The sequence below is a fragment of the Variovorax sp. P4_D9 genome (genome assembly GCF_056401695.1).
Map to the genome: position 1 here is coordinate 1 of NZ_JBFUIU010000039.1, position 25,934 is coordinate 25,934.

A 25,934-nucleotide genomic window follows, 5' to 3' on the forward strand; every position below is an offset into this window, starting at 1 on the left:
GTCCCGTCGTGTCGGGGGCTGGAAACTTCCCGGACGTAGCCCTGTGCGCGCAGTGCCGCCAGATCTTCGGAAACCGATCGGCCCAGGCACTGGCCGATGGCGATGCCGAGAGACAGGTCCATGCGGGCAACTGCGCGAAGAACGGCGAGATGGTCCGGGGCGAGGAAAGCAGAGGATGGGGGAGTCATCTCGCATTATCCACGCGTCGCTCCACAAAGCGAAATCGAAACGTGGAGCGGAGTTCACGAAGCCTTTCAGGGGTTTTTTCTGTGACTTGATTCGGGCCACAACCGGTCGCCCGGCCTGCCTCGTCCTGAGCGGCGACCGCTTCCGAGCAGCACGGATTCAAGGGCAATGAATCCGGGGCGCGTACGCGACTTTGTGTGCGGTGCCACTGGGGAGATATGCTCAGCGGAGACAGAATCCGGCCAGAACCAGTCATGCGTCACCACGGCTCAGTTCTAGCGCCACGAAAGCCGATTGTGGCAGCAGGAGTCGTGGGCGGGGCCCCTAAAGTCGTTGGCCGGGGGGGATTTCCGTTGTCGGAAATCCGACGCCGGAGGGCCCACCTCCGATGCCGGAATTCGGCGCCGCACCGCGCCTTCGCGCCCGACCCGCGACCCGCGGATCGACGAGGAGGGATCGCGTGCCGACGCGCGCTACGGGAACAGCTGGGTCTAGGCGGAGTAGTGAATGTCTGAGTGATCAGGGTCGATCTGGATGTGTTCCCCATTGGCCCGGAAGCATCCGGCGGGAGCAGTTCGCGTTCGCCCTCTACGCCCTCTGTGGCTGACTTTCCTGCCCTGTCACGTGCCGTCGCATGGAAGAGCGCGGCGACCTGCGTTTTGCGCAAGCCAGCCTCTTTGACAACCGTTCGAAATTGCGCGCTCAGACCTTGCTTGTGGCCGGGAGGTCCTTCCACTCGGCATAGTGCTGATGTCCATAGTCGCCCCGAGACAGATCATCGAACACCGCTTTGGGCCCAAGCTCCTATGCGACGACCGGCTACCGGCCGACCAACTGCGGACATTCGCGCCAACCGCCTGCTCGAGAAGCCAACATCACACCTCGAACCTTCGCCCGCAAGCCGCGTCATCAGCGGCTTACTTGTGTGTCCCAGGAAGCAGCATGGTCGGCCCGGATAGCCTATTGTGGAAGCACCCAAACGGAGAATCACATGCTCGAATACTCGATAAAGCAGCCCGAAGGCATATTGGTGCTCAAACCTGGCGCTCCGCTGAACAAAGAGGATTTCGGCGGTCTCAGCGCTGCTGTCAATGGCTATCTCTCCGACCACGCCAAGCTCAGAGGCGTATTGATTCATTCAAAGGGCTTTCCTGGATGGGAGAACTTCGGCGGCTTTATCGCGCACATGCACTTTGTCCGCGACCACCACAAGGAGGTCGAACGCATAGCAATCGTGACGGACAGCTACTTTGCCGGTATGGCGCAACTGCTCGGCACGCACTTTACGTCGGCCGAAGTGCGGCATTTCCCCTTTTCCGACGACGTGAAGGCGCTGGATTGGCTGGAGACCGCCGCGAGGTAGACGCGGGGGAGTTCTGGCCTGACCGACCCTTCAGGTAGCGGCTAGCGGCCACATCACCTGTCGTTGGTGTTGAGATGCCGAATGTCCGTTCACGCCCGCATTGCGGTCGTCTGCGACTGCGGGATTGAAGCAGGCTGAAGGCGCTTCGCGCTAGTGGCAACTCAAGCGACCTCCTGTTGCGGTGGCCGTGAGTTGCAACAGCAGCTCTCTCCTCATCAGTTGCGGTCAATCTCCGCGCGGCCGCGAAGTTGCGCGACGCCCGTGGCCCCGCTCAGTGCCATCGCCACTTCCAGTTCAGCGCCGAGGATATGCAGCGCGTGCTGAACCCCGGACTGCCCGGCTGCTGCCAACCCGTAGAGCGTCGGTCGGCCCAATTGCACTGCATCGGCGCCGAGCGCCAGGGCCTTGGCAATATCCGCGCCGTGGCGAAAGCCGCTGTCGATCAAGACAGTCAGGCGGCCAGCGGCCGCTTCTGCGATTCGCGGCAACTGTTCGATGGTGGAGCCCGATCCATCGAGTTGGCGGCCGCCATGGTTCGACACCACCACGCCGTCCATGCCGGTCGCGCACGCCCGATCGATATGTGCGGAATCCGACACCCCCTTGAGGACCAGCTTGCCCTTCCAGTGCCCGCGGAGCCAATCGAGGTCGCGCCATGTGAAGGCGTCGCTGATCTGGCGTTGCACGACCTCGGTGATGGTGGCGCCCGGCGGCACCTTGCCGACGACTTCCGCGAAAAGCTGGAGCGTGGGTGAACCCGTGCGCAACATCTGGAGCGCCCAAGCGGGTCGACGAGCGGTGTCGGCCAGCTTGCGCGCGGTCCACCGAAACGGCAGCGTGAAGCCATTGCGCACGTCGCGGTTACGCCGTCCGGTGACCGCCGTGTCGACGGTGAGTTGCAGCACGTCGAAGCCCGAGGCGTGCACGCGATCGAGCAAGGCCTTGGCCAAGCCGCGGTCGCGCAGCATGTAGAGCTGGAACCAGCGCAGCGGCCCGGCTGCATCGACCAGCGTCGCCAGCCTCACGGTGGCGGCGATGCTCATCACGAACGGAATCTTTTCTGCCTTGGCAGCGCGTGCTAGGCACAGGTCGCCCTCGGGCCAGTAGGCACCGTTCATGCCGGTGGGGCCGATCACCAGCGGCATCGCGACTGGCTGGCCGAACAGCGTAGTGGCCAGGCTTCGCGTCGACAGGTCGACCAGGATCTCGGGCCGAAGCAGGAATCGCTCGAAGCCACTGCGGTTGCGCCTTGCGGTCGATTCGTCACCCGCGGCGCCGTCGATGTAGTCGAACATGCGCGGCAGCTTGCGGCGTGCGATGGAACGCAGGTCTTCGATGCTGGCGGCGCGCGCCAGCGCGTTGGCAGGCGAAAACACCTTCAATCCGCGCGCAGCTTGGCGCTCTGGATCAACGCCCGCGAGGTCACGAACTCGGCGTCGATCAACTTCTGGAAGCTGGCCGCCGTGCCGCCCACCGGATTGGTGCCGAGCGCCTCCAGGTTGGCCTTGAATTCCGCATCTTTCAACGACTTGTTGATCGCTTCATTCAGCTTGGCGATGACGGATTGCTGGGTTCCTCTCGGCGCAAAGATGCCGAGCCAGGTCAGGTGAGCATAGGAAGTGCCCGTGACCTCGGCCACCGTCGGCACGTCGGGCAGGCTGGGCCAACGCTCTGCCGACGTCACCGCCAGCGGTCGGACCTTGCCAGCCTTGATCAACGGCATTGCGGCGGCAAGCGTAGCCGCGACCACCGGGATCTGCCCGCCGGCGGCATCCGCCAATGAGGGCCCGGAGCCTTTGTACGGCGCATGGGCGAAGCTGGTGCCGGTGTCGCGCTGGAACAGTTCAAACGCGATGTGGCTGGGCAACCCGATGCCCGGACTGCCATAGGCGATGTCGCCGGGTGCAGCCTTGGCTTGCCTGATCAGCTCGTCGAGGTTCTTGAACCGGGCGTTGTTGGCTGCCACGAAGACCGACGGGCCTCGCGTGAGTTCGAGGACGGCGGTGAAGTCGTCCAGCTTGTAAGGCGGCCTCGTGAACAGCGACACGTTGATGGTGTGGTTGTTGCCTGTGAGCAGCAAGGTGTAGCCATCGGCTGGTGCTCTGGCCACGGCCTCGGTCGCGATGTTGCCGCCTCCCCCTCCCTTGTTGTCGATAACGACGGGTTGACCCAACGTGCGGGACAGCCGGTCACCGACCAGCCGAGCAACCGCGTCCGCGCTGCCGCCAGGCGACGAAGGCACGACGATACGGATCGGCTTGTCGGGCCATTCGGCATGTGCCGGTACAGTCACCGCAAACAAGGCGGATACGGCGACGCCGACAAGGGTCGTGCGGCGGGAAATGAATCGTTCGAAGTTCATGGCGTTGTCTCGGCTGTGGCGGTTGCGGTTTGTTCCTCGGCGCGCACATGCACCGCACCCAGTTCGACGAGCCTTTCAATGTCGGCTTGCGCGTAGCCGAGCTCGCGCATCACTTCGGCGGTGTGCTGGCCATACAGCGGTGCACCGCGGCGCGTGACGCCGTTGCCGTTCGAAAACTTGATCGGCAGGCCAAGGGCGTCGACCTCACCGGCCACCGGATGGTCAATACGGATCACCATGTCGCGGGCACGTGTTTGCGGATCGTCCAACACCTGCTTCATGTTCTTGACCGGACCGGCAGGCACACCGGCCATCTCGAAGATGGCCACCCAATCGTCAGTATTGCGCGTCCGCGTTGCGGCCGACATGGCCTCGACCATCGCTTCGCGGTTGGCCATGCGTGCGCCGTTAGTGGCAAAGCGCGGGTCAGTCGCCATATCCGGCAGCCCCAGTGCGCTGCAGGTTCCGACCCACAAGTTCTGGCTCATGGCACCAATGTTGAGCCAACCGTCCAACGTTGGAAAGGCCTGGTATGGCGCGGCCACCGGATGCGCGGAGCCCATCGGTCCCGCCGATTCGCCGGTGGCGAAAGCGAGTGCCGCCGGCCAGTAGGTGTGAACCAGCGAGGCCTCTAGCAGCGAGGTGTCGACATACTGGCCTTCACCGGTGCGCAGGCGTTCGATGTAGGCGGCGAGGATGCCGGTGGCGGCCAGGATGCCGGCGGTCACATCGCCGACGGGCACGCCGACCTTTACCGGCGGACGGCCGGGTCCTTCACCGGTCAGGCCCATCAAGCCCGACATCCCTTGCGAGATGAGGTCGTAGCCAGCGCGCTGCGCATAAGGCCCGGTAATGCCGAAGCCGGTGATCTTGCAATACACGAGGCCCGGGTTGGTCTCACGCAGCGTGTCGAACGCAAGGCCCATCTTCTCCATCGTGCCGGGTCGATAGTTCTCCAGCACGATGTCGGCCTTGTCGATCATTCGCTTGACCAAGTCGCGGCCCTCTGCACTCTTGAGGTCGACGGCCACGCCGCGCTTGTTGCGGTTCAGGATCATGAAGGACGCCGATTCGCCGTTGATCTCCGGCGGCACCGTACGGCGCGTGTCGTCACCGCCGGGCAGCTTCTCGACCTTGACGACATCCGCACCCATGTCGGCCAGCAGGAGCCCGCCGACCGGCCCGGCCATGACGTGTGCGAGTTCGACCACGCGCAGCCCGGCGAGCGGGCCTTTGCGCCGCGGCGCCAATGCTTGTCTGTTCATTACTTTCCTTTGAATTGAGGGGGCTGTTTGGCGAGGAAGCTTCTGTAGCCTTCGACGAAGTCCTCGGTGTCGTAGCAGGCGTAGCCTTCGTGCTCTTCGGTCTCGGTCAGTGCCGTGCCTTGCCGCAGCCGGGCCACGAACTTCTTGTGCCAGCGTGCGGAGAGCGGCGCGCCGGCGACGATGCGGGCCACCGCCTTCTTCAGTTGATCGTCGTATTGCGCAGCCGGGACGACGCGGTTCACGATGCCTTTGGCATAGGCTTCCGCGGCGCCGATGACCCGGCCTTCGAGCAGCAGCTCGAGAGCGACTTGCGGGCCTGCCAGGCGCACCAGGCCGTCGAGTTCGGGATAGGCCAGCACCGCGCCCAGCCGTGCGATGGGCACGCCGAAGCGGCCGTCGTCGCTGGTGATCCGGAAGTCGCAGCCGGCGGCCAGCTCAAGGCCGCCGCCGACGCAGACGCCACGAATTGCGGCGACGGTCGGGATCGGGCAGTCGCGCACCGCATGCATGGCGCGGTGGCCATGCTTGCCGAAGGCAATGCCTTGCGCCTTGCTTGCGCGGATCGTTTCGAATTCGTCGATGTCGGCGCCGCTGCCGAAAGCCTCGGTACCAGCGCCGCGCAAGACGATGCAGCGCAGGTCGGCTTCGCCCGACAGCGCCAGCACGGCATCGCCCATGGCGATCCACATGGCCCGCCCCATGGCGTTGCGCTTGCTGGCGTTGTCGATGGTGATGGTGGCGACGTAGCCATCGCGCTCCACAATGATGTTTCCGCTCACGTGCAGGTCTCCGTTGATTGACCTGCAGTCTGGGCTTGTGCGGCGCTTTTGAAAAATACCGATCGAAGCTACCGTCATACTTTGGCGGTATGCCGGGATAACCCTTGGAGACGACACCTTGGAGCTGCGACAACTGAAGTACTTCGTGCGCATCGTCGAGATCGGCAGCGTGACGCGCGCGTCTCAGTCGCTGCATGTTGCGCAACCGTCACTGAGCCTTCAGATCAGCCGGCTCGAAGAGGAGCTCGGCAAGAAACTGCTGATGCGCAGCGTGCGTGGCGTGACGCCGACCGAAGCCGGCGCGGCGGTCTACAAACAGGCGCAGTTGATCCTGAAGCAAGTCGACGCCACCCAACTGATTGCGCAGCAGGCTGACGTCGGACCAGCGGGCCGGGTCGCCATTGGCCTGCCGTGGACAGTGAGCACCGTACTGGGCTTGAACCTCTTGCAGGAGATCAGGACGCGCTTCAAATCGGTGCGGCTGGAAGTCATGGAGGGGCCGAGCTCGATGCTCGCGTCGCTGCTGGCCCAGGGCAAGCTCGACCTGTCCGTGTTGTTCGACACCAGCGCGGACGCCGGACTTCGGATGAAGCCGCTCGTCGCAGAGTCCCTCATGCTCGTGGGTGCGCGCGGCACGTTGAAAGGTCGCACCGCGAACACGCTCGCAGATGTTGCCGCGCTGCCTTTGCTCCTGCTCAGCCGGCCCAATGGAATTCGGGAGGAGATCGAGCGCCAATGGGCGGCCCAAGGCTTGAAACCACAAGTCGTGGCCGAGATCAACGCCCCCGCGTTGCTGATCGAGGCGGTGCGCGCCGGCCTGGGTTTTTCTGTGCTCCCGTCGTGCGCAATGGAAGATAGCCTGCACCGCGGCGAGTTGGACACCGTCGAGCTGGAGGGTGGCACGCTCACCCGTACGGTCTATCTGAGCACCTCGCGACTGTTCGAGCTGACACTGGCGACCGAATACGTCCATGGCGTCGTCGAGCAACTAATGCAAAAGGCGGTGGAAGACGGCCGCTGGAAGGGACGCTGGCTTGGCGCTCAGGCGGAGGCTGCCGCCGACTGATCACGGGCCGCGTTGCCCCGCGCTGTGGGTTGCGCCCATTCAGCTGGCTCGGGCAACCAGGTGCTCGACCAGCGACTGCGCAGAGGGCGAGAGTTCGGAGGCATCGCGAAAGCAAACGACGAATCGGCGCTCGGCCCATGACTCCGCTAGCGGAATGATGCGCACCGCGTGAGCCGAGCCTTGCCGTCCGACAACCTCTCTTGGCACAAGGCTGATGGCCAGGCCCGCCGACACGACGCGCAGCGCGGCTTCGAAATTGCTGACGACGATGCGGTTGACCAACGTATGGCCGAATTGCGCGGCAGCGCGTTGAAGCGACTGTTGAACGGCGCTGGTGATCGGCAAGCCGACCTGCTCGAAGTCAAGCGTGTCCTCGAATCGCAGCCGCTTGCGTTGCGCGAGCACGTGGCCTTGCGGTACGACTACACAGAGATGGTCGCTGCGATAGGGGCGGGACTGAAGCGTGCCGAGGTTGACAGCGTCCCAGCACACGCCCAGCGACGCCAATCCTTCGCGCACCCCGCGCACGATCTCCGGGCTGATCCTTTCCTCCAGATCGACTTGCGTCGTCCGATGTGCCGGCATATTGAGAAACGCCGCGACATCTTCGGCCAGCGACTCCGTCATGGCCGATACGCTCGCCAGGACGCGGACTTTGCCGCGTGTTCCGGCCACATAACTTTCCATGTCGCGCGCAATGCGCGCCGCGCCGTCGAGCATGCCGCGGGCGTGCTCCAGCACGGTGTTGCCGGCTGGCGTGGGGACCACGCCATGGCGCTTGCGCAGCAGAAGCGACGTGCCCACCTGTTCTTCCAGCTGCGCCAATCGCTTGCTGATGGCAGAGCCGACGATGTGGGCCCGTTCGCCGGCCCGGGCCATGTTGCCCGTTTCGCAGACTGCGACGAACAGGCGGAGGGTGGTGAGGTCAAAGTCGCGCAAGGTATTCCGGTTCGGAACTGCAGGATTCCAAAATGTCGAAGATTTATCGATCGGGGAATTCTAGACTTCGACAACCGCCAGACGCAAGCCGCGCCCGGCGAATCAGGAGACAGCGATGATTCCCTCTACCAAACTGCCGCGACGCGCCGTGATCCGCGAGGTCGGCCTGCGCGACGGACTGCAAAGCATCGCCCGCGTGGTGCCAACGGCCGCCAAACTCGAATGGATTCGCGACGCCTACGCAGCCGGCCAGCGCGAGATCGAGGTCGGCTCCTTCGTTCCGCCGCGACTGTTGCCGCAACTGGCCGATACGTCCGAGGTGCTGGCCTTTGCCAGGACCTTGCCGGGCCTCAGGGCCTCGGTGCTGGTGCCCAACCTCAAAGGGGCCGAGCGGGCGATGGAATGCGAGGCGGAGTTCATGCTGTTGCCCTTGTCGGCCAGCCACGCGCACAGCCTCGCCAATCTGCGCAAGACGCCCGACGAAGTGGTCGAGGACATCGCGCGCATTGTCGATGCACGGGACGCCAGAGGATCCCGCACGCAGATCGAGGTTGGCATCAGCACGGCCTTCGGCTGCACGATCCAGGGACGGGTTGAGCCTGCCGAGGTGGTGCGACTGGTCAAGGCGGCCATCGATGTTGGCGTTGATGCCGTGGGTCTCGCCGACACGGTGGGTTATGCCGATCCGGGCATGGTGCGCTCGTTGTTCGAGGCCGTGCTACCGGTCGCTGACGACAAACTCAACTGCGGTCACTTCCATGACACGCGCGGCCTTGGCTTGGCCAATGTCTATGCGGCGCTGGAGTTGGGCATCACTCGTTTCGACGCCTGCATCGCGGGCATCGGCGGCTGTCCGCACGCGCCGGGCGCCAGCGGCAACGTGGCGACCGAAGATGTCGCCTACATGCTCGCCAGCATGGGCATCGAAACCGGCCAGGACTTCGACGCGCTGCTGGCACTTCGCCGCAAGGTCGAATACTGGCTGGAGGGTGAAACCTTTCACGGCACCCTCTGGCGCGCCGGACTTCCGAAGACGATGAAACAGGAGCAGCACGCATGAACGAAGCAACGCAGGTCGCGCAGCCATTGAAGGGCCTGCGAGTCATCGAGTTCACCCACATGGTGATGGGGCCCACCTGCGGCATGGTGTTGGCCGACTTCGGCGCGGAAGTGATCAAGATCGAGCCCGTGACCGGCGACCACAGCCGCCGCCTCCTGGGAGCCGGCGCCGGATTCTTTCCGATGTTCAACCGCAACAAGAAGAGCATAGGCATCGACCTGCATACCGAGGAAGGCGCGGAGACGGCACGGCGCCTCGCGGCAACGGCCGACGTGGTCGCCGAGAACTTCAAGCCGGGCACAATGGCGAAGTACGGCCTCGACTATGCATCGCTTGCCAAAGTCAATCCGCGCATCATCTATGCGAGCCACAAAGGCTTCCTTCCGGGTCCCTACGAACGTCGAACAGCCCTGGACGAGGTGGTCCAGATGATGGGTGGCCTGGCCTACATGACCGGCCGCCCTGGCGATCCGTTGCGCGCAGGCACCAGCGTCAACGACATCATGGGCGGGCTGTTCGGCGCCATCGCTGTCCTTGGTGCCCTGATCCAGCGCGGCATCACCGGCCGGGGGATGGAAGTGCAATCCGCGCTTTACGAGAACAACGTGTTCCTCATGGGGCAGCACATGCTGCAGTTCGCGGTCACCGGCAAGCATCCGTCGCCCATGCCGGCCCGCGACAACCCGTGGGCCGTCTACGACGTGTTCACAGTCAAGGACGGCGAACAGATCTTCCTGGCGGCGGTGAGCGATGCGCAGTGGCTGACCTTCTGCGACGCGCTGGGCTTTGCCGACCTCAAGGCCGAGCCCGCGCTCGCCACCAACAACGAGCGCATCGCCCATCGGCCGCGACTGCTCAAGACGATTGGCGAACGCCTCGCGCCCCGAAGCGCCGACGAACTGGCGCAGACGATGGAAAAAGCACGGCTGCCGTTCGCCCCGATTCGCAGGCCTGAAGACCTGTATGACGACGAGCACCTGCGGGCCACTGGCGGCCTCGCGGACATGCGCCTGTCCGATGGTCCACGAGCCGGTGAAACCGTCAAGACCGCGCTGTTTCCGATCACGCTCGAAGGTCAACGCCTCGGCGTACGCTTGAGTCCGCCGAGGCTGGGGGAGCACACTGCCGAACTGCTCGAACAACTGGGCTACGGCCATGACGAAATGGAGGGTATGCGGTCCAGAAACGTGGTGGCATGAGCCACTCACGTAAATCCCCAAGATCCATGGAGACAACCAATGATCTCAACGCAAAACTTCTCACGCCGCTCGATTCTGGTCGCCTCAGCGGCAGCGATCGTGGCCGGCGCGTGGCCCGTGACCGCCAGCGCGCAGTCCGGCACTGTCCGCTTCATCCTACCGAACGCGACGGGTTCCGGCGTCGACGCCATCACGCGCGCTGCCCAGCCGGCATTGTCGAAGGCGCTCAACGCGGCCGTGGTGGTCGAGAACCAGCCCGGTGCAGGCGGGGTGGTGGGTCTGCAGGCACTGGCGCGTTCGGCTCCCGACGGCAACACGCTGTCCATCGTGTCCAACAACGTGGTCATCCTTCCGAGTGTGCTGAAGTCGGTGCCCTTCGACATGCCTGGCGATTTCACGCCCATCGCAGTGATCGGCGCGACGCCGATGGTGTTGGTGGTCAATCCGGCCAAGGTGTCGGCGACGAACAGCAAGGAGTTCATCGCGCTGCTCAAGAGCAAGCCGGGTGCTCTGAACTTCGCGTCCGGCGGCAACGGCACGATCCTGCATCTGGCGACCGAACTCTTCCTCGAGCAAGCCGGCGTCACGGCCAAGCACATTCCCTACAAGGGCGTCGGCCCGATGGTCACGGACTTGATCGGCGGGCAGGTCGAGTTCGGCACCGCTGCATTGCCGAGTGTCCAGTCGCACATCAAGAGCGGCGCGCTTCGCGCGATCGGCACACTTGGGGCCCAGCGCACTCCCGCCGCGCCGGAGATACCGACTTTCGTCGAGCAGGGGTTGCCCAATCTCGTGGTGGACGCCTGGTTCGCTGTGATCGGACCCAAGGGCATGTCGGCGGACAACGTCAAGAAGGCTCACGACGCCGTGGCGGCAGCGTTCTCGGATCCGGCGGTCATGGACGCCATGGCCAAGCAGGGGAACACCATCCGCATCGGCACGTCCGCACAAGCCCAGTCTGAATTCAAGAGCGAGTTGGCAAAGTATGCGAACTTGGTAAAGAAAGCAGGGATCGAGCCGCAGTAGGCTCGTGCGCTGCCAGGATCTACCTTCAGTGACAGCTCGCGAACTTTGCGGACACTGAGGTCAAGAATTCGAAGGGCGGCAACGGGCCCATAACGGCTGCCCGGTCCGCTTCGAAGCGGCTGTTCATGAACTGAGCGTCGCCATCAACTTGCTGCTGGCGCGCGAGGGGGGGTCGGCGCCAAAAGGGTGACCGCCTGCATGCTTGCTTTGCGGGTCGGGGCGGGCGCGCTATCGCAAACCGGCGGGGCCAGAGCCCTCGACACCGGCGCCGTCCAAAGCCTTCTTCAGGGCTTCCTCCACCGCGTCGATTCGCGTCTTGCACACCTTGTAGGCGGCGACAGACTCCGTCACGATCTTGAGAAGATCGTCGATGTTCGGCTCTTGCTGCTCGCGCAAGGTTTCGGCGTGTTGCTGGAGCACCCCGTACGCGGCGCGGAAGGTCTGTTGTTCCATGGCTGTGTCCTTCATTTGGGCTTCCCGGTTCGCGCGTCGACTGCGCCGTCCCGGAACTGAATTTCGATGGCCTGATCAGGCTTGACCTTGTGCAGGCTGGTGATGGGTTTGCCCTCCGCGTCGCGCACGATTGCGAAGCCGCGGCTGAGGGTTTTGTCCGGACCCTGGCCTGCGATCTCGCGCATCAATGCGTCGGAGTTCGCGCGGGCGCAACTGAGCGTGGCCGTGGCCCGCTCGCCCAGGACGGCGATCTGAGCGTCGGCTTGGCGCCGAGCAGCTCGCGCGCCAGCGCTCGTCCGGTCGAACACCATGTTGATCGACATGTCGGCGGTGCTGCGCGCTTCGGCAATGAGGGCGGTCGATCGGGCTCGAATGTCGGCCATGTGCTGCGGCACGAGCCGGCGGGCCGTCGCCACCTCGTCGGCGGCTTCGCGTTGGATCTCGCTCACAAGCGCCAGCCCGTCGCGCGCGGCCTGGTGAACATCCTGCAGCGCCGCCACGCCGATGCGGTTTATCGCATCGCGGCTGCCCTGGCGCGCATGAGCGATCTGGGCGCGGGCGTCCGCAGCGACCTGGCTGTGGGCCTGCTCCACGGAGGTCCACATCTCGCGGGCCGCGCGGCCGGCCATCGTCAGGATCGCATCTGATGCCGCTTTCGCTTCCTGAGCGCGGCGCACGATCAGCTTCTCGATCGCGCCGATCACTTTGCTGGGCGTGTCGAACTTCGCGTGAGCCACCTCATCCAAGATGGTGCTGTCCCGCTCATGGCCGATTCCGGTCAACACCGGCAGGCGCTGGTCGCAGATGACTCGGGCGAGGTCGTAATCGTTGAGCCAGGCCAAGTCGTTGACCGCGCCGCCGCCTCGGATGATGACGATCGCATCGGGCATGTCGTCGGCGGCCGCGCATGCGTCCAGCGCATCGGTGAGCGCCGCGATGATCTCTCGCGCAGCTCCCTCGCCTTGAAACCGGCTGTGCACGTAGGCGAAGCGGCAGAGCCCGAAATCCGCCAGCCGGTCGGACTCCTTGCGGAAGTCGCCCAGGCCTGCGGCCTCGTGCGGAGCCACGACGAGCACCGAGGTGAAGTCCCAGGGCGGCGGTACCCGCTTGTTCTGGTCGAAGACCCCCTCGCGCTGCAGGCGCAACCGGATCTCCTTGATTCGGGCGGCGAGATCGCCGAGGGTGTAGTCCGGATCGATGGCGTCGATCTCCAGGCTGAACCCGAACTGGGGCTTGAAGCTTGGCTTCGCACGCACGAGCAGCTTGATACCGGCGCCGATCGTCGCTCCGGTGGCGCGCTCGAACTCGGGGAGGATCTTGGCGGCCGTGTTCGCCCAGATCATGGCGTGCGCCTYTGCGAGCACCTGGCCGGCGCGATCGCGCTCCGACAGTTCGAGGTAGACATGGCCGTTGCGTAGCGTCACCTGCATGACCTCGACCATCGTCCAGACGCCGCCCTTGAAGGCCTGTGCGATGGCCGAAGCCACGCCGCCGAGCAGGCGAGACAGGGGGATGCCTTTCGCCGGCGCTGTGAGTTCGCCGCCGGCAGCGCCAGCAGCAACCTCACGTGAGGCGAACAGGTCAGGCGCAGGGGCGCTGGCCGCCGGCGCCGAGCGCGCGGGTACCGGAGGTGAGCTGGACTTGCCCGGCACGAGATCCCACTTCGCGAAGACCGACAGGTCTGCGTCGGGGCGGACCCACCAGCGTCGGCTGTCGGGGTCATAGCGAGCGCCCAACGCCTTCGCGGCGTCCTTCTCCTTATACGGAACGTTGAGGTAGTGGCGCTCTTCCATCCTCAGATTTTTGCAGAAGAGTCCGTCGTGGAGCTCAGATCGCTGGCGGCTTTTCACAACGCAACGGTCGCGCACCTAGCGGGAATCGACATCGGGTCCGTAGGATGGTTCGCACCATGCTGCTTTTTCTCGACTTCGACGGCGTCTTGCATCCCGAGGCTGCTGACATGCCGATCCCTGCGGAACAGGTGTTCTGCCATCTCGCCGCGCTCGAGCAAGTGCTGCGCGAGTTCCCTCAGGTCATCGTGGTGATCAGTTCGTCGTGGCGGGAAACCGTCGAGATGTCCGTCCTGATCGGTCTGTTCTCCGAGGACATTCAGCCGCGCATCATTGGCGCTACGCCGACCGGCGGCCCGGACCCATACGGCGCGGGACATATCTCGCGCGAGGACGAGATTCGGGTATGGCTGTTCGCCCACGGCGGCATCGAGCAAGTTTGGGTGGCCTTGGACGACCTGGCCCACCAGATCGTCTTGCATCGCCAGCGCCTGGTCGCGTGCGACCCGCGCACCGGCATGGATTCGCGCTCTTTCGCACAACTGCGCGAGCACTTTCAACACGGTGCCGCGCTGTGAGCGGCGTCGATCCGTACACTCCGCTCCCGATGCATCTCTTCCATTTCGAGCCGGGCGCCGCACGGCCGCCATCACCCCATGCCTCGGCTGCGCCGTCGCTCCCCTGGTCTCATTCGCGCAGGCGACGAAGCCCGTAACGGACCCGGCCGCCGATCTGYGGGGGTTCGTCGAATCTGTCGAGAAGAGATTTGGCGCGCCGGCGCGGGGCAAAGCCGAGGATCAACATCCTCGTCGAAGGGGCCGCCGGGATCGGCTGACCCGGCCTACTCCGACTCGGTCGCGGGCTGCTTCGGGATTGCCCACTCCCAGACTGCGGTCGAGAGCGGTGTGGGAGCGTAGAGGTACGGCAGGACTTTMATGGCGTCCCCAAGGGCGGCTGGATCCACGGACTTGTCTTCCTTGAAATGCCGGTAAATCTCGCGGTTCAGCGCCTCGCCGCCGACTGACTTCAGAAAGTCCACCAAATCGCGCTCCACCGGTCGCCAGAGCCAGTAGTCCGTTTCGGGCTTCTTTTTGAGCGCAATGGAGGATCGGCCGACTCGCCGAATCTTGCCGGATACGCTCAGGGCCGCCAGCAGCACCTCGTTGTCAACGAGGCCGTGGACGCCGAGGCTCTTTCGGGCTGCCAACATATCGCTGGGCAAGGCTTTGGCCGCGCGGATTGCTTCAACGACATGTGCAATCTCAATGGACTGCGGCGATGCCACGGCCAGCAACTGCTCGACAAGGGCCGGTATCGGACTTGCACCAATAACGACCCCATAGCCGGGCTGATCGAGCCAACGGACCGCGGTCCATTCGTTCAAGATTTCCAGGCAGAGCGCCTCGCTCAGCGACCAATCGAAGTGCTCCTCAATGGCATCCAAGACCTCTTGCGCGCTGAAGGCGCCCCGGGCGATCGTCAGGTCGCGCGCCCGCTGGCATATCTCGAGAACCGTGGAAGGAGTGATGTCCTGGTTCCAAAAAAAAAGATCGGACTTGGAGGTCTCCCTTGCGGCGACAGGGATGGTATCCATCCGCCCCCATTTAACGCCGACCACGTCGGTCATGAACTTGGCAACGCCAATGACGTTGGCATCGCCGAGAAGCGGCCCCAACCGGGCCTGGAGCCGACGAGAGCCGATAAAGCTGATCGACACCAGCTGATCCGCCAATTCGAGCAGGGCTGGGGAGTAGAGGGACGTTGTGAGGAAGGCGTCGCTGACTGGATACAGCTTCTTGCGCAACCGGAACGATTCAACAGGAGCGCCAGCCGACCAGAAGTGTGGATCGAAACGGCCGTTCTCGGACACCCCGAATGCCCAATGGAGGCTCTCCACTGTCCACGGTCCAGGGCTCCCGGCGTTCGCGAACAGCTCCTTCAGAACTCCTCGGATCTCTTGGGCGACGCCCAGAAGCTCCACCTCCTCAAGATGCGACTCGAGAAGTCTTCCGAGTTCGGCCGCGCCTTGAACGCTACTTCGCGCGAGCTTCCCAATCACTTCATCTGCTTGCGCGGGCTCGTGGCGGTTGAGGTGAACCACCTTGTGGGTCTCGAACAGCAGCCAACCCAGCCGATAGTCGTGGCCGTGGATGGTGCGGCCGGATTTGGAGAGCAGCTTGAGACGGTCGCTATGACGCTTGCGACGCTGGGCCATATTGGCGGGGGGCGTCAGGTCCAGTTCGGGCGCCGGCTTGGTGCTAGCCTTTCTCGGCTTCGGCCCGCCGACTGCCGTAGGTGCCGCGCCGTGGTGACCGACGTCTTCCCAGTCGGAATCTGCGAAGTGCGCCTGGTACTCAGGCTGGCGGGTCCCGGGATCAGGGCGCAGAGCCTTGAGCAGGCGGTTCACGCTGTCGCCGATCCAGTCAGCAGCATCCGCAACCGTGTACCTGGTGTTGCCAAGAGACACTTTGAGACCGGGGGGTGAGCGCTCCTCCCAGATCTTCTGGGACGTTGCAAGGTTTACATGCCAGCGCCCAAGGGTCCGCGGGATCTTGTGGGTGGCAAGCATCTTCGCGAGGAGGGTGGAAATCACCGCCTCGCAGTGCTTGACCTCGTCCGGCGTAAGGCTCGTCACGAACGCCTTGTCAGCGAACTGTTCCAGCGGCGCGCAAGGACGCTTCGTCCGAAAGGTCATCCTCCACGGCAGGCTGTGGGCGATTGCAGGCGGCAATGGCAGGATGGAAGACATGGGGCGGAGGATACTAATCTTTTCGCCCACAGCGGAAAGGCGGACCCGAACCGTCGGTTTACTCAGGTCGTGGATATTTCGACCCAGGGAAGAGGGCGGATTTACTATGAATTTGGGTTGTGGATATTTTTTGACAAAATCCTTGTTTCCTTAATATCAGATTCGGTTGGGTGAAGACGGATGCCGCCGCGCCGCATCCATTGCCACGGCGGCACACTGGGGCGTTCTGGAGGATGTGACAGCGCATTGAGGCGGGACAGATGTGGCTCCAAGTCCGAAAGGGCGCGACCGGTTGAATCCGCACTCCCTACCTGCCGTTCGGAGTCGACGGCGATCGGCAGGACCGGGCCCTTTCACGACCCTCAACTTCGCAGCCTGAACTTCGGCTTGACAGTGCGGAAGCCGTCCTTTCCATGATGTTGAACTTCAACAATCGGCCCAGCAGCCGCAGCATTCAGTTGCCGTCCCGACGAACTCGCGTTCGCTTGGCCGGGCCGCGATCGCTCAGTGCCGCCCTGCGCTAGTATTTCCACATGCAACGCTTGCTCATTGCGCTGGGAGTGCTCCTCGTCTTCGCGGGCCTTGCCTGGCCCTGGCTCTCACGGCTGCCTTGGGGGCGCCTGCCGGGGGATTTCTCGATCGAGCGTGAAGGCTTCAGCTTCCATTTTCCGCTGATGACCTCGCTGATCGTGTCGATCGTCCTGAGCCTCGTCCTCTGGTGGTGGTGGCGCAAGTAGGCCTCGATCCCTCAAGGCAGGCTCTCCCTGAAGATCACCTGGCCGCACGTGCTCCCCCGCCTCGCAGCCGTCGYGCGGGTTGGTGAGATGCGCACGCAAGTTCATGCGTTCATGCTGGCTCTCCAGCTGGAACGTCGTCAATCGTCCTGCCTTTGAGCGGCAGCTATCCCAGGAGACGTCATCGGCAGCCGGATCATTTCGGTGGCGAACGCAGCACATGGCGTACACCAGAGCTTGCTCGCTCCGGAATGTAGAGCTGAAGGGGCCTGCGGCAGCGACTGGCGAGTGGGCTGCGGACATCCGGCAGAGAAGCGGGCGCCTTCCTAGGTCCGAGATCTGTCTGAAGTCGAATTCGCAAGCGGAAGCTGACCTTCGACCTTCGACCTTCGACCTTCGACCGATCTTCCAAGTTGACATTGACTGGCGCTTGGTGCAATCGAATCAGATTGCGCCTGAACCGCCCCAGGTCGTGCGCTTCGCCTTGTGCCGATAAGAAATCACTCCGAGGCTCTCGAACCCAACCCAGTCAACGTCGCCAGGAATGGCTGCAACTCGAGCTTTTGTTCCAGCCCGAATCCCGGAGCCTCGCTGGGGCGGACGCTGCTGCCTTCGACCGCACAGTCTGGCGAATAACCGCCGAAGGGCTGGAAGACGCCCGGGTACGCCTCACAGCCGCCCAGGCCGAGGCCGACAACGATGTGAAGGTTGATCAGGTGGCCGCCGTGCGGGTACGCCTGCGCGCGATCGAAGCCGTTCGCCTCCATCAGCGCGATCATGCGAGCGTACTCGGTGAGCCCATAGCTCAGACCGGCATCCATCTGGAAGATGTCACGTCCTGGGCGCATTCCGCCAAAATTGATCAGGTTCGTTGCGTCTGGTAGCGAGAACAGGTTCTCGCCTGTTGCGATCGGGCCGGGATAGGCACGCGCCACTTCAGCGTTGAGAGCAAAGTCGAGCGGATCGCCGATCTCCTCGTACCAACGCAGTTTGAGGGGCGCGATAGCCTCGGCATAGGCAAGCGCATTCTGAATGTCGAAGCGGCCATTGGCGTCCACGGACAGGCGGCTACCGTCGCCCGCGATCGCGAGCGCCTCTTCGATGCGTTTCAGGTCCTCGTTGAGCGAAGCACCGCCGATCTTCATTTTGAAGGCCGAGAAACCCATCGCTTGATAGCTACGCAACTCGTCAGAGAGCGTCTTGCCCTGTCCGGACTCGTAGTAGTAGCCCCCGGCGGCATAGACGTCGACACTGCGTGCCGCTGCGGGCTGGCTAAACGAGCGCGCAATGTTCGCGTAGGCCGGTTCGTCGTCCAACTTAGCGTTCAGGTCCCAGATCGCAAGCTCCAGCCCACCGGCCGCGGCGGCGCGGTCGCCATGCCCGCCGGGTTTTTCATTGCGCATGGCAGCTGAAAGCACCTTGGCGGCATCGAAGTGCCGGCCATCTGCGGCCAACAATGAATCGGGCTTGGYCGCCAACACCCTCGGGATCATTCGGTCGCGCAGGATGCCACCCTGGGCGTAGCGGCCGATCGAGTCGAAGGCGAAGCCGACCAGTGGCTTGCCGTTGCGCAACACGTCCGTGAAYATGGCCACAAGCGACACTGTGTGCTCGGCAAAGCTCACGACGGCGTTGGCGACGTTGCCTTCGAGCTGGACGGTGAGTTCGCGGATGTCAACGATTCTCATAGTCTTCACTCGGCCTTGATGTCACCGGTCTTGATCACGTCGCCCCACCGGGCGTACTCGCTTGCGATGTATTTGCCGAAATCATCCGGACTGCCGCCGACTGGCTGCATGCCGATCTTGGCCATCTTCTCCTTGACGGCATCGGTAGCCAATGCCTTCTTGAGGTCGGCATTGATCTTGTCGCGGATGGCAGGATTCAACCCCTTGGGGCCAACGATGCCGAGCCAGCCCAGCACGTCGAAGCCGCGCAATCCGCTCTCTGCCACGGTCGGCACGTCCGGCAGCGTCGAATCGCGCTGAGCGGTGGAAACGGCGAGCACGCGCATCTGCCCAGATTTGACGAACGGCACGGCACTGGGCACCGAGTCGAAGATGGCCTCTATCTGCCCGCCCATCATGTCGGTGTAGGCCGGCGCCGAGCCCTTATAGGGGACGTGCTGAATGTCGATGCCCGCGCGCTGCTTGAAAAGCTCCATGGTGAGATGCTGCGTAGAGCCCGACCCGCCCGAGCCGTAGTTCAACTTGCCGGGCGCGGCCTTGGCGGAAGCAATGAAATCCTGAACATTCCTGTACTTGGAGCTGGCCGGGACAACCAGTGCCTGCGCCACACCCGCCACATTCATGATGGGAGTGAAGTCTTTGCGCGGGTCGTAGCCGATGCTCTTGTTGAGGTGCGGGCCGATCGCGATTGGCCCGCTCGAACTCAGCAGCAAGGTGTACCCGTCGGCCGGCGCGCGCATCACCGTCTGGCTGCCGAGTGCGCCGCCGGCGCCGGGCTTGTTGTCGACTACGACACCCTTGCCCCATTGCTTGCCCAGCGCGTCTGCCAAGATGCGGGCAAGGATGTCGCCGGATTGGCCAGCCGTGAACGGCACCACCAGTGTCACGGTCTTGCTGGGATAAGCGTCGGCCTGGGCCCAACTCAGCGCAGGCGCCGCGCACAGGGCGACGAGGGCGGTGGCAAGAGTGCGGCGAGGGGTCATGGGAATGTCTCCAGGTAGGGGATCGAGGCTGCGGATCAAATGTCATGACATTTTAATATGTCATGACATATAGTCAAGCCCCTTGATACACTGGCAACGCAATGAGCAACACCCTCTACGCGCAGATCGCACAGTCTTTGACGGAAGGCATCCGCTCCGGTCTTTACCCGGTGGGATCGCTGCTGCCGACCGAACTGGCGTTGTGCGAGCTGTACGGTGCCAGTCGACCGACGATCCGCGCCGCGCTCGCCGAGTTGCAGTCGTTGGGCATGGTGTCGCGGCGCAAGCGCGTCGGCACGCGCGTCGAGCGCACTTCTGGAGCGGCCGGCTATACTCAATCGCTGGCATCGCTGGAAGACCTCACGCAGATTGCGGCGCATCAAAAGCGTCTGGTGCAGAAGTCGGAGGTCGTGGTGGCCGATGCCGCACTGGCCGCCGAGATCGGCTGCGCTGCTGGGAGCCGCTGGGTGCGCCTCGACATGCTCCGCCTTGGAGCCGAGGAGGATCCCAAGCATCCGATAGGCGTCTCGCGCGTCTATGTCGACGCTGCATACGCAGAGATCCCGAGACTGCTGCGCAAGTCCCCGCGCGCATTGATCAGCACCCTGATCGAAAACCACTACGGCCGTCGCATCGCTGAGGTGGAACAAACCATCCAGGCCGTGGCGGTCCCGGAAGAACTTGCCGGTACGCTCGATGCGCCAGGCGGCTCTCCGGCGCTGAAGATTGTGCGGCGCTACCTTGATCGGGCCAATGAAATGGTGGAAGCAACCGTTACGTTGCATCCTGGCGATCGATTGGTTAGCAGGTCACGATTGTCTCGACGGGATTGACGGCGAAATTTACGCGCAGCGCAGGCGCCGCCAAGTACTGAAACGATCAAACGCCTTCAATGCGGACCTTCGTATGAGCGCGGCCCGGTGGCAACATTGGGCCCAAAGCCCTTAGGAGGCGACAGACTTCAGGCGGACAGTGGCTGATCGGCGGACCGCTCCAAGACCTGTGGCGCCGGGGCGACAACGGCGCTGCGGCCCGAAAAATATCCACAACCTACCGGCTGAGTAAAAAATATCCACAACTGTCCGACTTCTAAAGGATCAGTCGACCAAGCCTTCCGTCCGGGCGATGTGCAGCGCGCGAGATCGATTGTTCACGCCAAGCTTTCGATACAAACGCCACAAGTGGACCTTGACGGTCGTATCCACCAAGCCGAGCGCCGTAGCCATTTCGTTGTTCGTGAGGCCCCGGTCGATCATCCTGATCAGTTGCTGCTGGCGCTTGGTTAACTTGAACGCGCCAGCGGGACGTTCGGCGTCTGGCACTTCGTCCGAGTCGGTGCCGGCCTGCAACAGTGCCTCCAGGGCCGCTGCGTACTCGCCGCGGCCGCTAGCTTTCTCGACGTAAATGTCGGCTCCCGAAGCGACACAGACTTCCTCCATGTCGCTCGATGCAAGGGTGGAGAAGACGGCGATCTGGGCTCGCGGGAACATCGAGCGAACTTTGGCGACCCCGGCGTCGGAGTCGTTGTCCGGCAGGTTGATGTCCATCGAGATGAGTGCCGGCGGACCGTGGTTGATCACGGCCTGATTGATCGCCTCGATGCTGTCGAGTTCGACGATCTTTGAGTGGGGGCGGACGCGCCGGAGGGCCATCACGATGGCATCGCGCATCATGGGGTGATCGTCCACACAAAAAATAGTCATGCTCACCCATTGGAGTGTGTACGGCTGCGCCGATCAGAAGGCGCAGGGCAGGGGAATCACTTCGGGTTTTCGTCAACGATTTCGCAAAATGCAAAGTTCAGTTGCGCTGTGCCTTCCCTGGGCTTCATCCTTCCAGGTCGAACGAGGCGTGAAAGCCCGGCCGGTCGCTCGGGCGCATACCGCCGCCGGCGGCGTACTCGGCCATCATCTCCAGGGGCGACCCATCGATAGCCGGACTCCTCGCAGGCCAGCGCTGTCGAGAACCAACCGCCGAACGGGTCCAGCACCAGCCCGCCGGGCGGCGTGAGGAACTCCACCAGCACCCTCGCGCTTGCCTCAAGGAAGTGGCCCATGGCCGCGCCAGGACGCGCTTGCAGGGTTGGCCGATCCTCGTGAGGACCTGCCGGCGCTGGAAAACGAAGTACGGACGGCTTCACGCCGTGGGGCAAAGAAAGATGTCTGAAAAGTACGTTCCCCGAGACCAACTGTCGCTCTGGATGCTGACGGACCCTGAGCATCCTGTCCTGGTGGGTGAGATTTCGCTGGCGCTGAGCGGGCAGGGCGTGGGTTTGAGGTATGGGGAGCACTGGCTCGCGCGTGGCTTCGCTCTCAGCGAGGATCTGGCGCTCGGATGATGCCCGGCCGGATCGGTGGGGCGAGCGCGTCATTCACCTGATGACGCCCTTTACTGCCCTGAGCTTGAGCCCGGCCGGTTCGTTTGGATGAACTGAGTCTTTCGCCACATTGATGCTAAAGACGAGAGCGCGATCATTGAGATCGGGCAGTCGCATGAACTGGACCAGACTGTGTGCAAGCGGGTAGTTGACGGACTCATGCCAAACGTTTCGGAGAGCGTAGCTCGTGTCGGGGACCAGTATGGGTTTCCGCCGATTTTCGAGGCGCTGGGCGCGCATATCGGCGTGCCCGCGAGATTCTCGGATGGCCGCCATTACGGCGTTCTGTGCGGGTTTAGCTTCTCGCCGCGCGATCACCTCGACGAGCGGTGGAGATGGCAGCAAATGCCGCTGCTCGGTTGCTGGCGCAGGCGCAGGGGCTCGACGTCGACAGGCCCCGTTCTCCATTGAACTGATATTCCAGCCAGATTGGAACCTGACCGCCTCTGTAAGGAGGCGGTATTAAGCTACGCCTCTCGACCATCACTCGGAGGTATTTCAATGACCCAGACTTACGCCCAGATCCAAAAGCAGATCGCACAGCTTCAGAAGTCCGCCGATGCGCTCCGAGAGAAGGAAGTGTCGGGCGTCGTCTCGCGCATCAAGGAAGCGATCGCGCATTACAGCCTTACTGCTCAGCAACTTGGTCTCTCGGGGGCTGCGCCGGTGAAAGGCGGGGCCAAGAAGGCCGGGGCTGCAGGCAGTGCCAAGTACAGCGACGGAAACGGCAGTTTCTGGTCCGGAATGGGCAAGCGGCCCTATTGGCTCCGCGACGCATTGGCGGCCGGCAAGACGCTTGATGATTTTCGCGTCGGTGGTGCTGCAACCGGTACCGTGAAGGCGGCAAAGGGCAAGCCAACGGGTAAGAAACGCCGACCGTCGACGGTCCTCTATCGTGACGGCAACGGAAACTCGTGGACCGGTCGTGGCCCGCAGCCGCGCTGGCTCAAGGAAGCGCTCGACGGCGGGAAGACCCTCGAAGAGCTGAGGCACTAACCGAATCGCACGGCGTGAAGGCCTCGCCGGCTTAGCGCAGCAGGCGTGCATGCCCGGCGTAGACCAGTAGTAGGCCATCGGAGCTTTCGAAAACCGCCATGGCCTGGCGTTGCTATAGATTCAGGCAGGTTGACCAAGCGTCTGCCAGGCCCTCGTGATGGCGTTCGCCTCGCGCCAAGGCGCGATCCCGGGCCGCCGGGTCGGCGGTCGGGGAGGAGGACGGCCGGGGCAGATACCATCCGGACCAACTGCTCTTTGGAACCTAGAGTTGTCATTCCTCAAGACCCAGGTGCTCTTGCGTCGCGTCGCATCCAGCTCGGCTCCCGAGCAGGAGTTCTGGAGAGCTGTGGGTTCGCTGGCGCGGGAGGCCAGGCCGAACTGGGACGTGGATCTCAACTCGGGCCGCGCGCCGCTGGCGGCAGACTCGTTTGTCTACCTGGTGAACCCGCCGTGGGCTGCGGTGATCAACGCGTCATTTCAGTGCCGTTGATGCCGTCACATTGTTGTATTCTCCGCGACCTACGGGTGACTTCGGTCATTGGCCAGCCTCAAGGAGATAGGCGATGAAGAAATACATAGCCCTGATCATGCCACTGGCCGCATGGATGGGCATCGGTACAGCCTCGGCCCAATCCACCGTCACGCTGTTCGGGATCGTGGATACCTCTGTCAGCGGTTATCGGAGCCAGGCCCAGGGCGTGTTCGGCTCGACGTTCACGACCAGCCAGACCGCCCTGACCAATTCCGCCTACAACTCCAGCCGGATCGGCTTCAAGGGCACGGAAGACCTCGGCGGCGGCCTGCTGGCCGGCTTCTGGCTCGAAGCCGGCATCAATTCCAACGACGGCTCAGGCGTCGGATCGAACGGCGGTTTGCAGTTCAACCGCCGCTCGACCGTCAGTCTCGAGAGCGCCTTCGGTGAGATTCGCCTGGGCCGCGACTACACCCCGACCTATTGGAACGACAACCTCTTCGATCCCTTCGGCGTGAACGGCGTCGGCACGAGCCTGATCAGCACCGCCAGCGGGCAGACTTCGCCGGGAGGCGTCCGGAGCGGCTGGACGAACGGACAGTATTCACGCTCCAGCAACTCGATCGGTTACTTCCTGCCGAAGCTCGGCGGCTTCTACGGCCAGTTCATGTATGCCTTCAACGAAGCGGTCAGCTACGACCCGGGCGGCCTGACGCCTCCCGGTGTGGCGGCGATCGTCGCTGATCCGTCGCTGGCAGCCGTCGCCGACAACGCGCGCGCTGGCCGATACATCGGCGGCCGCGTCGGCTACAGCAGCGGCCCGCTCGATGTGGCGCTGGCGTACGGCGAGAGCACCGTCGGGTCCAACTACTACCTCGGGACGACGTCCACCATCGATATCTGGAGCATTGGCGGGACATACGACTTCGGCGTGGTCAAGCTGTTCGGCGAGTACTCGAACAACAAGATGGACACTAGCTTCGCGACCAACACCTTCAATCCCTTCGGTACCACCAAGCCGGGTTTCAACGGTGTGCTGATCGGCGCGACGATACCCATCGCCGGGTACGACCTGATCCGCGTCGCGTATTCCGCGGTCAGATATAACAACACCAGCACCAACGTGCTCGGCACGACCGCAAACATCTTCGGCTTCAACAGCCAGCCGGAGGCCGACAAGTTCGCGATCGGGTACGTGTACAACTTCTCCAAGCGCACGGCTGTGTACGCGACAGTCGCCTACCTGAACAACAAGAACGGCGCCGCCCTGACGGTCGGGGGCCCGAGCTATTTCACGCAGCCAATCGGTGTCTTCGCGCCGGTGCCGGACAAGTCGTACGGCTACGACCTGGGGCTGCGGCACTCTTTCTGAGGCTGCTACCTCGCGAATCCCTTTGCCTTGATCTGCCTGGGGCGGATCGCCCTCTCGATCCGATGACTACGTGAAGCGCCTTCAATTCGGTGCCCATGCAATGGCGATGGGTCTCGGGCACGTTCTCCACGTGAACGACCAGGCAGCAGACGCAGGACGCGGCACTCCTTTTGGCCGGCCTCGCAGGAAGTTGATCGCGGCTTCGAGTCGCTAGGTGATGCGCGAGATGGTGCTGCCGCGCAAGTGGAAGGCGCTGGGGTGGCTGAACTCAGGTTCGCAGAACGGCTCGAATGACGCACAAGGGCCCACACCGGTTGTACGCTCCGCTCCTAAGCGGTATTGCCAGGGGCTGCTGAACAACCTGGCGGAGAAGCTGGCGCGGAGGGCCCGCGATGCCGGCGCGCTCGCCGCGGCAGCCGGGAACCTTGCGAAGGCTGAACGCGCGCGTGACGCCGAGGACGATGCGAACGTCAAGGCCCGAGTCCCGGCCGCGGTCGTGCGCGAGATGGGGCTTGCCGCCCCGCCAGCGGGCTCGAAGTCTCGCGACGAGTTGGCCGATCCGCTCTTCCATGCGGTCTCCGCTCACAGCCTGGCGCGCGTCGAGCTGCTGAGCGAAGGCTTGCGGGCATTGCTTCAGGAGGCGTACTTCCGAAGCGAGAACGACGCTGGGGCGTACGCGCGCGATTGGCGGCGCGAGATCGCGATCAATGGGAAGAGGGGCCTGGCGGACGAGTCGACGCTGCGCTCCTGGAGCGGGTGTTCATCAACGTCGGCCACGACTACCTGGTCGGCTCAGACGGGACCTGGTAGAACGAGCGGGAATTCCTAGCCGTGATGGCCCAGGACAGCCAAGTCGAGATGGTGCGTGCCGCGATCGTCGAGGAGCTCCATGACTTCCCGCTCGAGTCGGCGAGGCGCTCGGCCTTCGCTACGTGGAACTCGGCATGAACAACCCCTACGAGGCCGTCCTGCTCGAGCAAGAGCAGCGTTTCGCGGGAGYTGCCGACCGGACGGAAAGCCCCCGATTTCGCTCCGCCGTCGGGCTGTTAAGCCATTGATTCATAATGGTTTTCAC

At 63.7% G+C, this 25,934-nt stretch carries 25 protein-coding genes; 13 read left to right on the forward strand and 12 right to left on the reverse strand.

From position 1 onward, the window contains the following. The first annotated feature begins 1,177 nt into the window (after positions 1–1,177). Positions 1,178–1,549, forward strand: a complete 372-nt coding sequence (locus tag AC1DY5_RS06845) for a SpoIIAA family protein (RefSeq protein ID WP_457102143.1) — start codon at positions 1,178–1,180, stop codon at positions 1,547–1,549. Between the two features lie 215 nt (positions 1,550–1,764). Here the strand turns inward: AC1DY5_RS06845 and AC1DY5_RS06850 are convergent, their stop codons facing one another. Genes AC1DY5_RS06850 through AC1DY5_RS06865 form a run of 4 tightly spaced genes read right to left on the reverse strand, consistent with a single transcriptional unit; the run spans position 1,765 to position 5,955 of the window. Next, on the reverse strand, positions 1,765–2,925 hold the full coding sequence (locus AC1DY5_RS06850) for an alpha-hydroxy acid oxidase (RefSeq protein ID WP_478109989.1): 1,161 nt from the start codon (positions 2,923–2,925) through the stop codon (positions 1,765–1,767). A gap of 2 nt (positions 2,926–2,927) precedes the next feature. Then, positions 2,928–3,911: a Bug family tripartite tricarboxylate transporter substrate binding protein gene (locus AC1DY5_RS06855; protein WP_478109991.1), complete on the reverse strand. Its 984-nt coding sequence runs from the start codon at positions 3,909–3,911 to the stop codon at positions 2,928–2,930. Next, entirely contained in the window at positions 3,908–5,176 is a 1,269-nt protein-coding gene (locus tag AC1DY5_RS06860; RefSeq protein ID WP_478109995.1) for a CaiB/BaiF CoA transferase family protein, read from the reverse strand. Before AC1DY5_RS06860 ends, AC1DY5_RS06855 begins: the two co-directional genes overlap by 4 nt. Continuing rightward, positions 5,176–5,955: an enoyl-CoA hydratase/isomerase family protein gene (locus AC1DY5_RS06865; protein WP_478109997.1), complete on the reverse strand. Its 780-nt coding sequence runs from the start codon at positions 5,953–5,955 to the stop codon at positions 5,176–5,178. Before AC1DY5_RS06865 ends, AC1DY5_RS06860 begins: the two co-directional genes overlap by 1 nt. A gap of 118 nt (positions 5,956–6,073) precedes the next feature. On the opposite strand from AC1DY5_RS06865, the gene AC1DY5_RS06870 reads away from it, so the two are divergent. Beyond that, positions 6,074–7,021: a LysR substrate-binding domain-containing protein gene (locus tag AC1DY5_RS06870; RefSeq protein ID WP_478109999.1), complete on the forward strand. Its 948-nt coding sequence runs from the start codon at positions 6,074–6,076 to the stop codon at positions 7,019–7,021. 39 nt (positions 7,022–7,060) lie between these two features. Here AC1DY5_RS06870 and AC1DY5_RS06875 read toward each other — a convergent pair whose 3' ends face one another. Next, a complete protein-coding gene (locus tag AC1DY5_RS06875) occupies positions 7,061–7,960 on the reverse strand; it encodes a LysR family transcriptional regulator (RefSeq protein ID WP_478110002.1) in 900 nt (299 codons plus the stop codon). A 115-nt stretch (positions 7,961–8,075) separates the two neighbouring features. Here AC1DY5_RS06875 and AC1DY5_RS06880 point away from each other — a divergent pair, with 115 nt between their 5' ends. Genes AC1DY5_RS06880 through AC1DY5_RS06890 form a run of 3 tightly spaced genes read left to right on the forward strand, consistent with a single transcriptional unit; the run spans position 8,076 to position 11,245 of the window. Continuing rightward, a complete protein-coding gene (locus AC1DY5_RS06880; RefSeq protein WP_478110004.1) occupies positions 8,076–9,020 on the forward strand; it encodes a hydroxymethylglutaryl-CoA lyase in 945 nt (314 codons plus the stop codon). Beyond that, a complete protein-coding gene (locus AC1DY5_RS06885; protein ID WP_478110006.1) occupies positions 9,017–10,219 on the forward strand; it encodes a CaiB/BaiF CoA transferase family protein in 1,203 nt (400 codons plus the stop codon). The genes AC1DY5_RS06880 and AC1DY5_RS06885 overlap by 4 nt, the downstream gene beginning before the upstream one ends. Positions 10,220–10,258: 39 nt before the next feature. Next, positions 10,259–11,245, forward strand: a complete 987-nt coding sequence (locus AC1DY5_RS06890; protein WP_478110009.1) for a Bug family tripartite tricarboxylate transporter substrate binding protein — start codon at positions 10,259–10,261, stop codon at positions 11,243–11,245. A gap of 228 nt (positions 11,246–11,473) precedes the next feature. Here AC1DY5_RS06890 and xseB read toward each other — a convergent pair whose 3' ends face one another. Both xseB and xseA read right to left on the reverse strand, forming a co-directional pair. Then, entirely contained in the window at positions 11,474–11,698 is a 225-nt protein-coding gene (xseB, locus tag AC1DY5_RS06895) for an exodeoxyribonuclease VII small subunit (RefSeq protein WP_478110011.1), read from the reverse strand. A gap of 11 nt (positions 11,699–11,709) precedes the next feature. Then, entirely contained in the window at positions 11,710–13,491 is a 1,782-nt protein-coding gene (gene xseA, locus AC1DY5_RS06900) for an exodeoxyribonuclease VII large subunit (RefSeq protein ID WP_478110013.1), read from the reverse strand. 116 nt (positions 13,492–13,607) lie between these two features. Here xseA and AC1DY5_RS06905 point away from each other — a divergent pair, with 116 nt between their 5' ends. Next, complete coding sequence (locus AC1DY5_RS06905) at positions 13,608–14,066, forward strand: HAD domain-containing protein (protein WP_478110015.1); 459 nt, start codon at positions 13,608–13,610, stop codon at positions 14,064–14,066. A gap of 263 nt (positions 14,067–14,329) precedes the next feature. Here AC1DY5_RS06905 and AC1DY5_RS06910 read toward each other — a convergent pair whose 3' ends face one another. Continuing rightward, complete coding sequence (locus AC1DY5_RS06910) at positions 14,330–16,237, reverse strand: hypothetical protein (RefSeq protein WP_478110019.1); 1,908 nt, start codon at positions 16,235–16,237, stop codon at positions 14,330–14,332. 533 nt (positions 16,238–16,770) lie between these two features. Here AC1DY5_RS06910 and AC1DY5_RS06915 point away from each other — a divergent pair. Beyond that, positions 16,771–16,974 (forward strand): DUF2905 domain-containing protein, encoded by a 204-nt coding sequence (locus tag AC1DY5_RS06915; RefSeq protein WP_478110023.1) that lies wholly within the window; start codon positions 16,771–16,773, stop codon positions 16,972–16,974. Between the two features lie 497 nt (positions 16,975–17,471). Here the strand turns inward: AC1DY5_RS06915 and AC1DY5_RS06920 are convergent, their stop codons facing one another. Then, positions 17,472–18,659, reverse strand: coding sequence for an enolase C-terminal domain-like protein (locus AC1DY5_RS06920; protein ID WP_478110025.1), 1,188 nt, complete (start codon positions 18,657–18,659; stop codon positions 17,472–17,474). A gap of 5 nt (positions 18,660–18,664) precedes the next feature. After that, complete coding sequence (locus AC1DY5_RS06925) at positions 18,665–19,681, reverse strand: Bug family tripartite tricarboxylate transporter substrate binding protein (protein ID WP_478110028.1); 1,017 nt, start codon at positions 19,679–19,681, stop codon at positions 18,665–18,667. 62 nt (positions 19,682–19,743) lie between these two features. On the opposite strand from AC1DY5_RS06925, the gene AC1DY5_RS06930 reads away from it, so the two are divergent. Beyond that, positions 19,744–20,475: a GntR family transcriptional regulator gene (locus AC1DY5_RS06930; protein WP_478110030.1), complete on the forward strand. Its 732-nt coding sequence runs from the start codon at positions 19,744–19,746 to the stop codon at positions 20,473–20,475. 264 nt (positions 20,476–20,739) lie between these two features. Here AC1DY5_RS06930 and AC1DY5_RS06935 read toward each other — a convergent pair whose 3' ends face one another. Then, positions 20,740–21,345 carry a response regulator transcription factor gene (locus AC1DY5_RS06935; RefSeq protein WP_478110049.1) on the reverse strand — a complete coding sequence of 202 codons (606 nt, stop codon included), beginning with the start codon at positions 21,343–21,345 and terminating at the stop codon, positions 20,740–20,742. A gap of 56 nt (positions 21,346–21,401) precedes the next feature. Continuing rightward, positions 21,402–21,698 carry a DNA methyltransferase gene (locus AC1DY5_RS06940; protein WP_478110033.1) on the reverse strand — a complete coding sequence of 99 codons (297 nt, stop codon included), beginning with the start codon at positions 21,696–21,698 and terminating at the stop codon, positions 21,402–21,404. A 102-nt stretch (positions 21,699–21,800) separates the two neighbouring features. Between AC1DY5_RS06940 and AC1DY5_RS06945 the strand changes: the two genes are divergently transcribed. The 5 genes from AC1DY5_RS06945 to AC1DY5_RS06965 all read left to right on the forward strand — a co-directional run bounded on the left by AC1DY5_RS06945 (position 21,801) and on the right by AC1DY5_RS06965 (position 25,688). Further along, positions 21,801–21,980 (forward strand): hypothetical protein, encoded by a 180-nt coding sequence (locus AC1DY5_RS06945; RefSeq protein ID WP_478110036.1) that lies wholly within the window; start codon positions 21,801–21,803, stop codon positions 21,978–21,980. 540 nt (positions 21,981–22,520) lie between these two features. Next, positions 22,521–23,015 carry an H-NS family nucleoid-associated regulatory protein gene (locus tag AC1DY5_RS06950; protein ID WP_478110039.1) on the forward strand — a complete coding sequence of 165 codons (495 nt, stop codon included), beginning with the start codon at positions 22,521–22,523 and terminating at the stop codon, positions 23,013–23,015. Positions 23,016–23,283: 268 nt separating this feature from the next. Continuing rightward, positions 23,284–23,505 (forward strand): hypothetical protein, encoded by a 222-nt coding sequence (locus AC1DY5_RS06955; RefSeq protein WP_478110040.1) that lies wholly within the window; start codon positions 23,284–23,286, stop codon positions 23,503–23,505. 73 nt (positions 23,506–23,578) lie between these two features. After that, complete coding sequence (locus tag AC1DY5_RS06960) at positions 23,579–24,859, forward strand: porin (protein WP_478110044.1); 1,281 nt, start codon at positions 23,579–23,581, stop codon at positions 24,857–24,859. Between the two features lie 217 nt (positions 24,860–25,076). After that, complete coding sequence (locus tag AC1DY5_RS06965) at positions 25,077–25,688, forward strand: hypothetical protein (RefSeq protein WP_478110046.1); 612 nt, start codon at positions 25,077–25,079, stop codon at positions 25,686–25,688. The last annotated feature ends 246 nt before the right edge of the window (positions 25,689–25,934 follow it).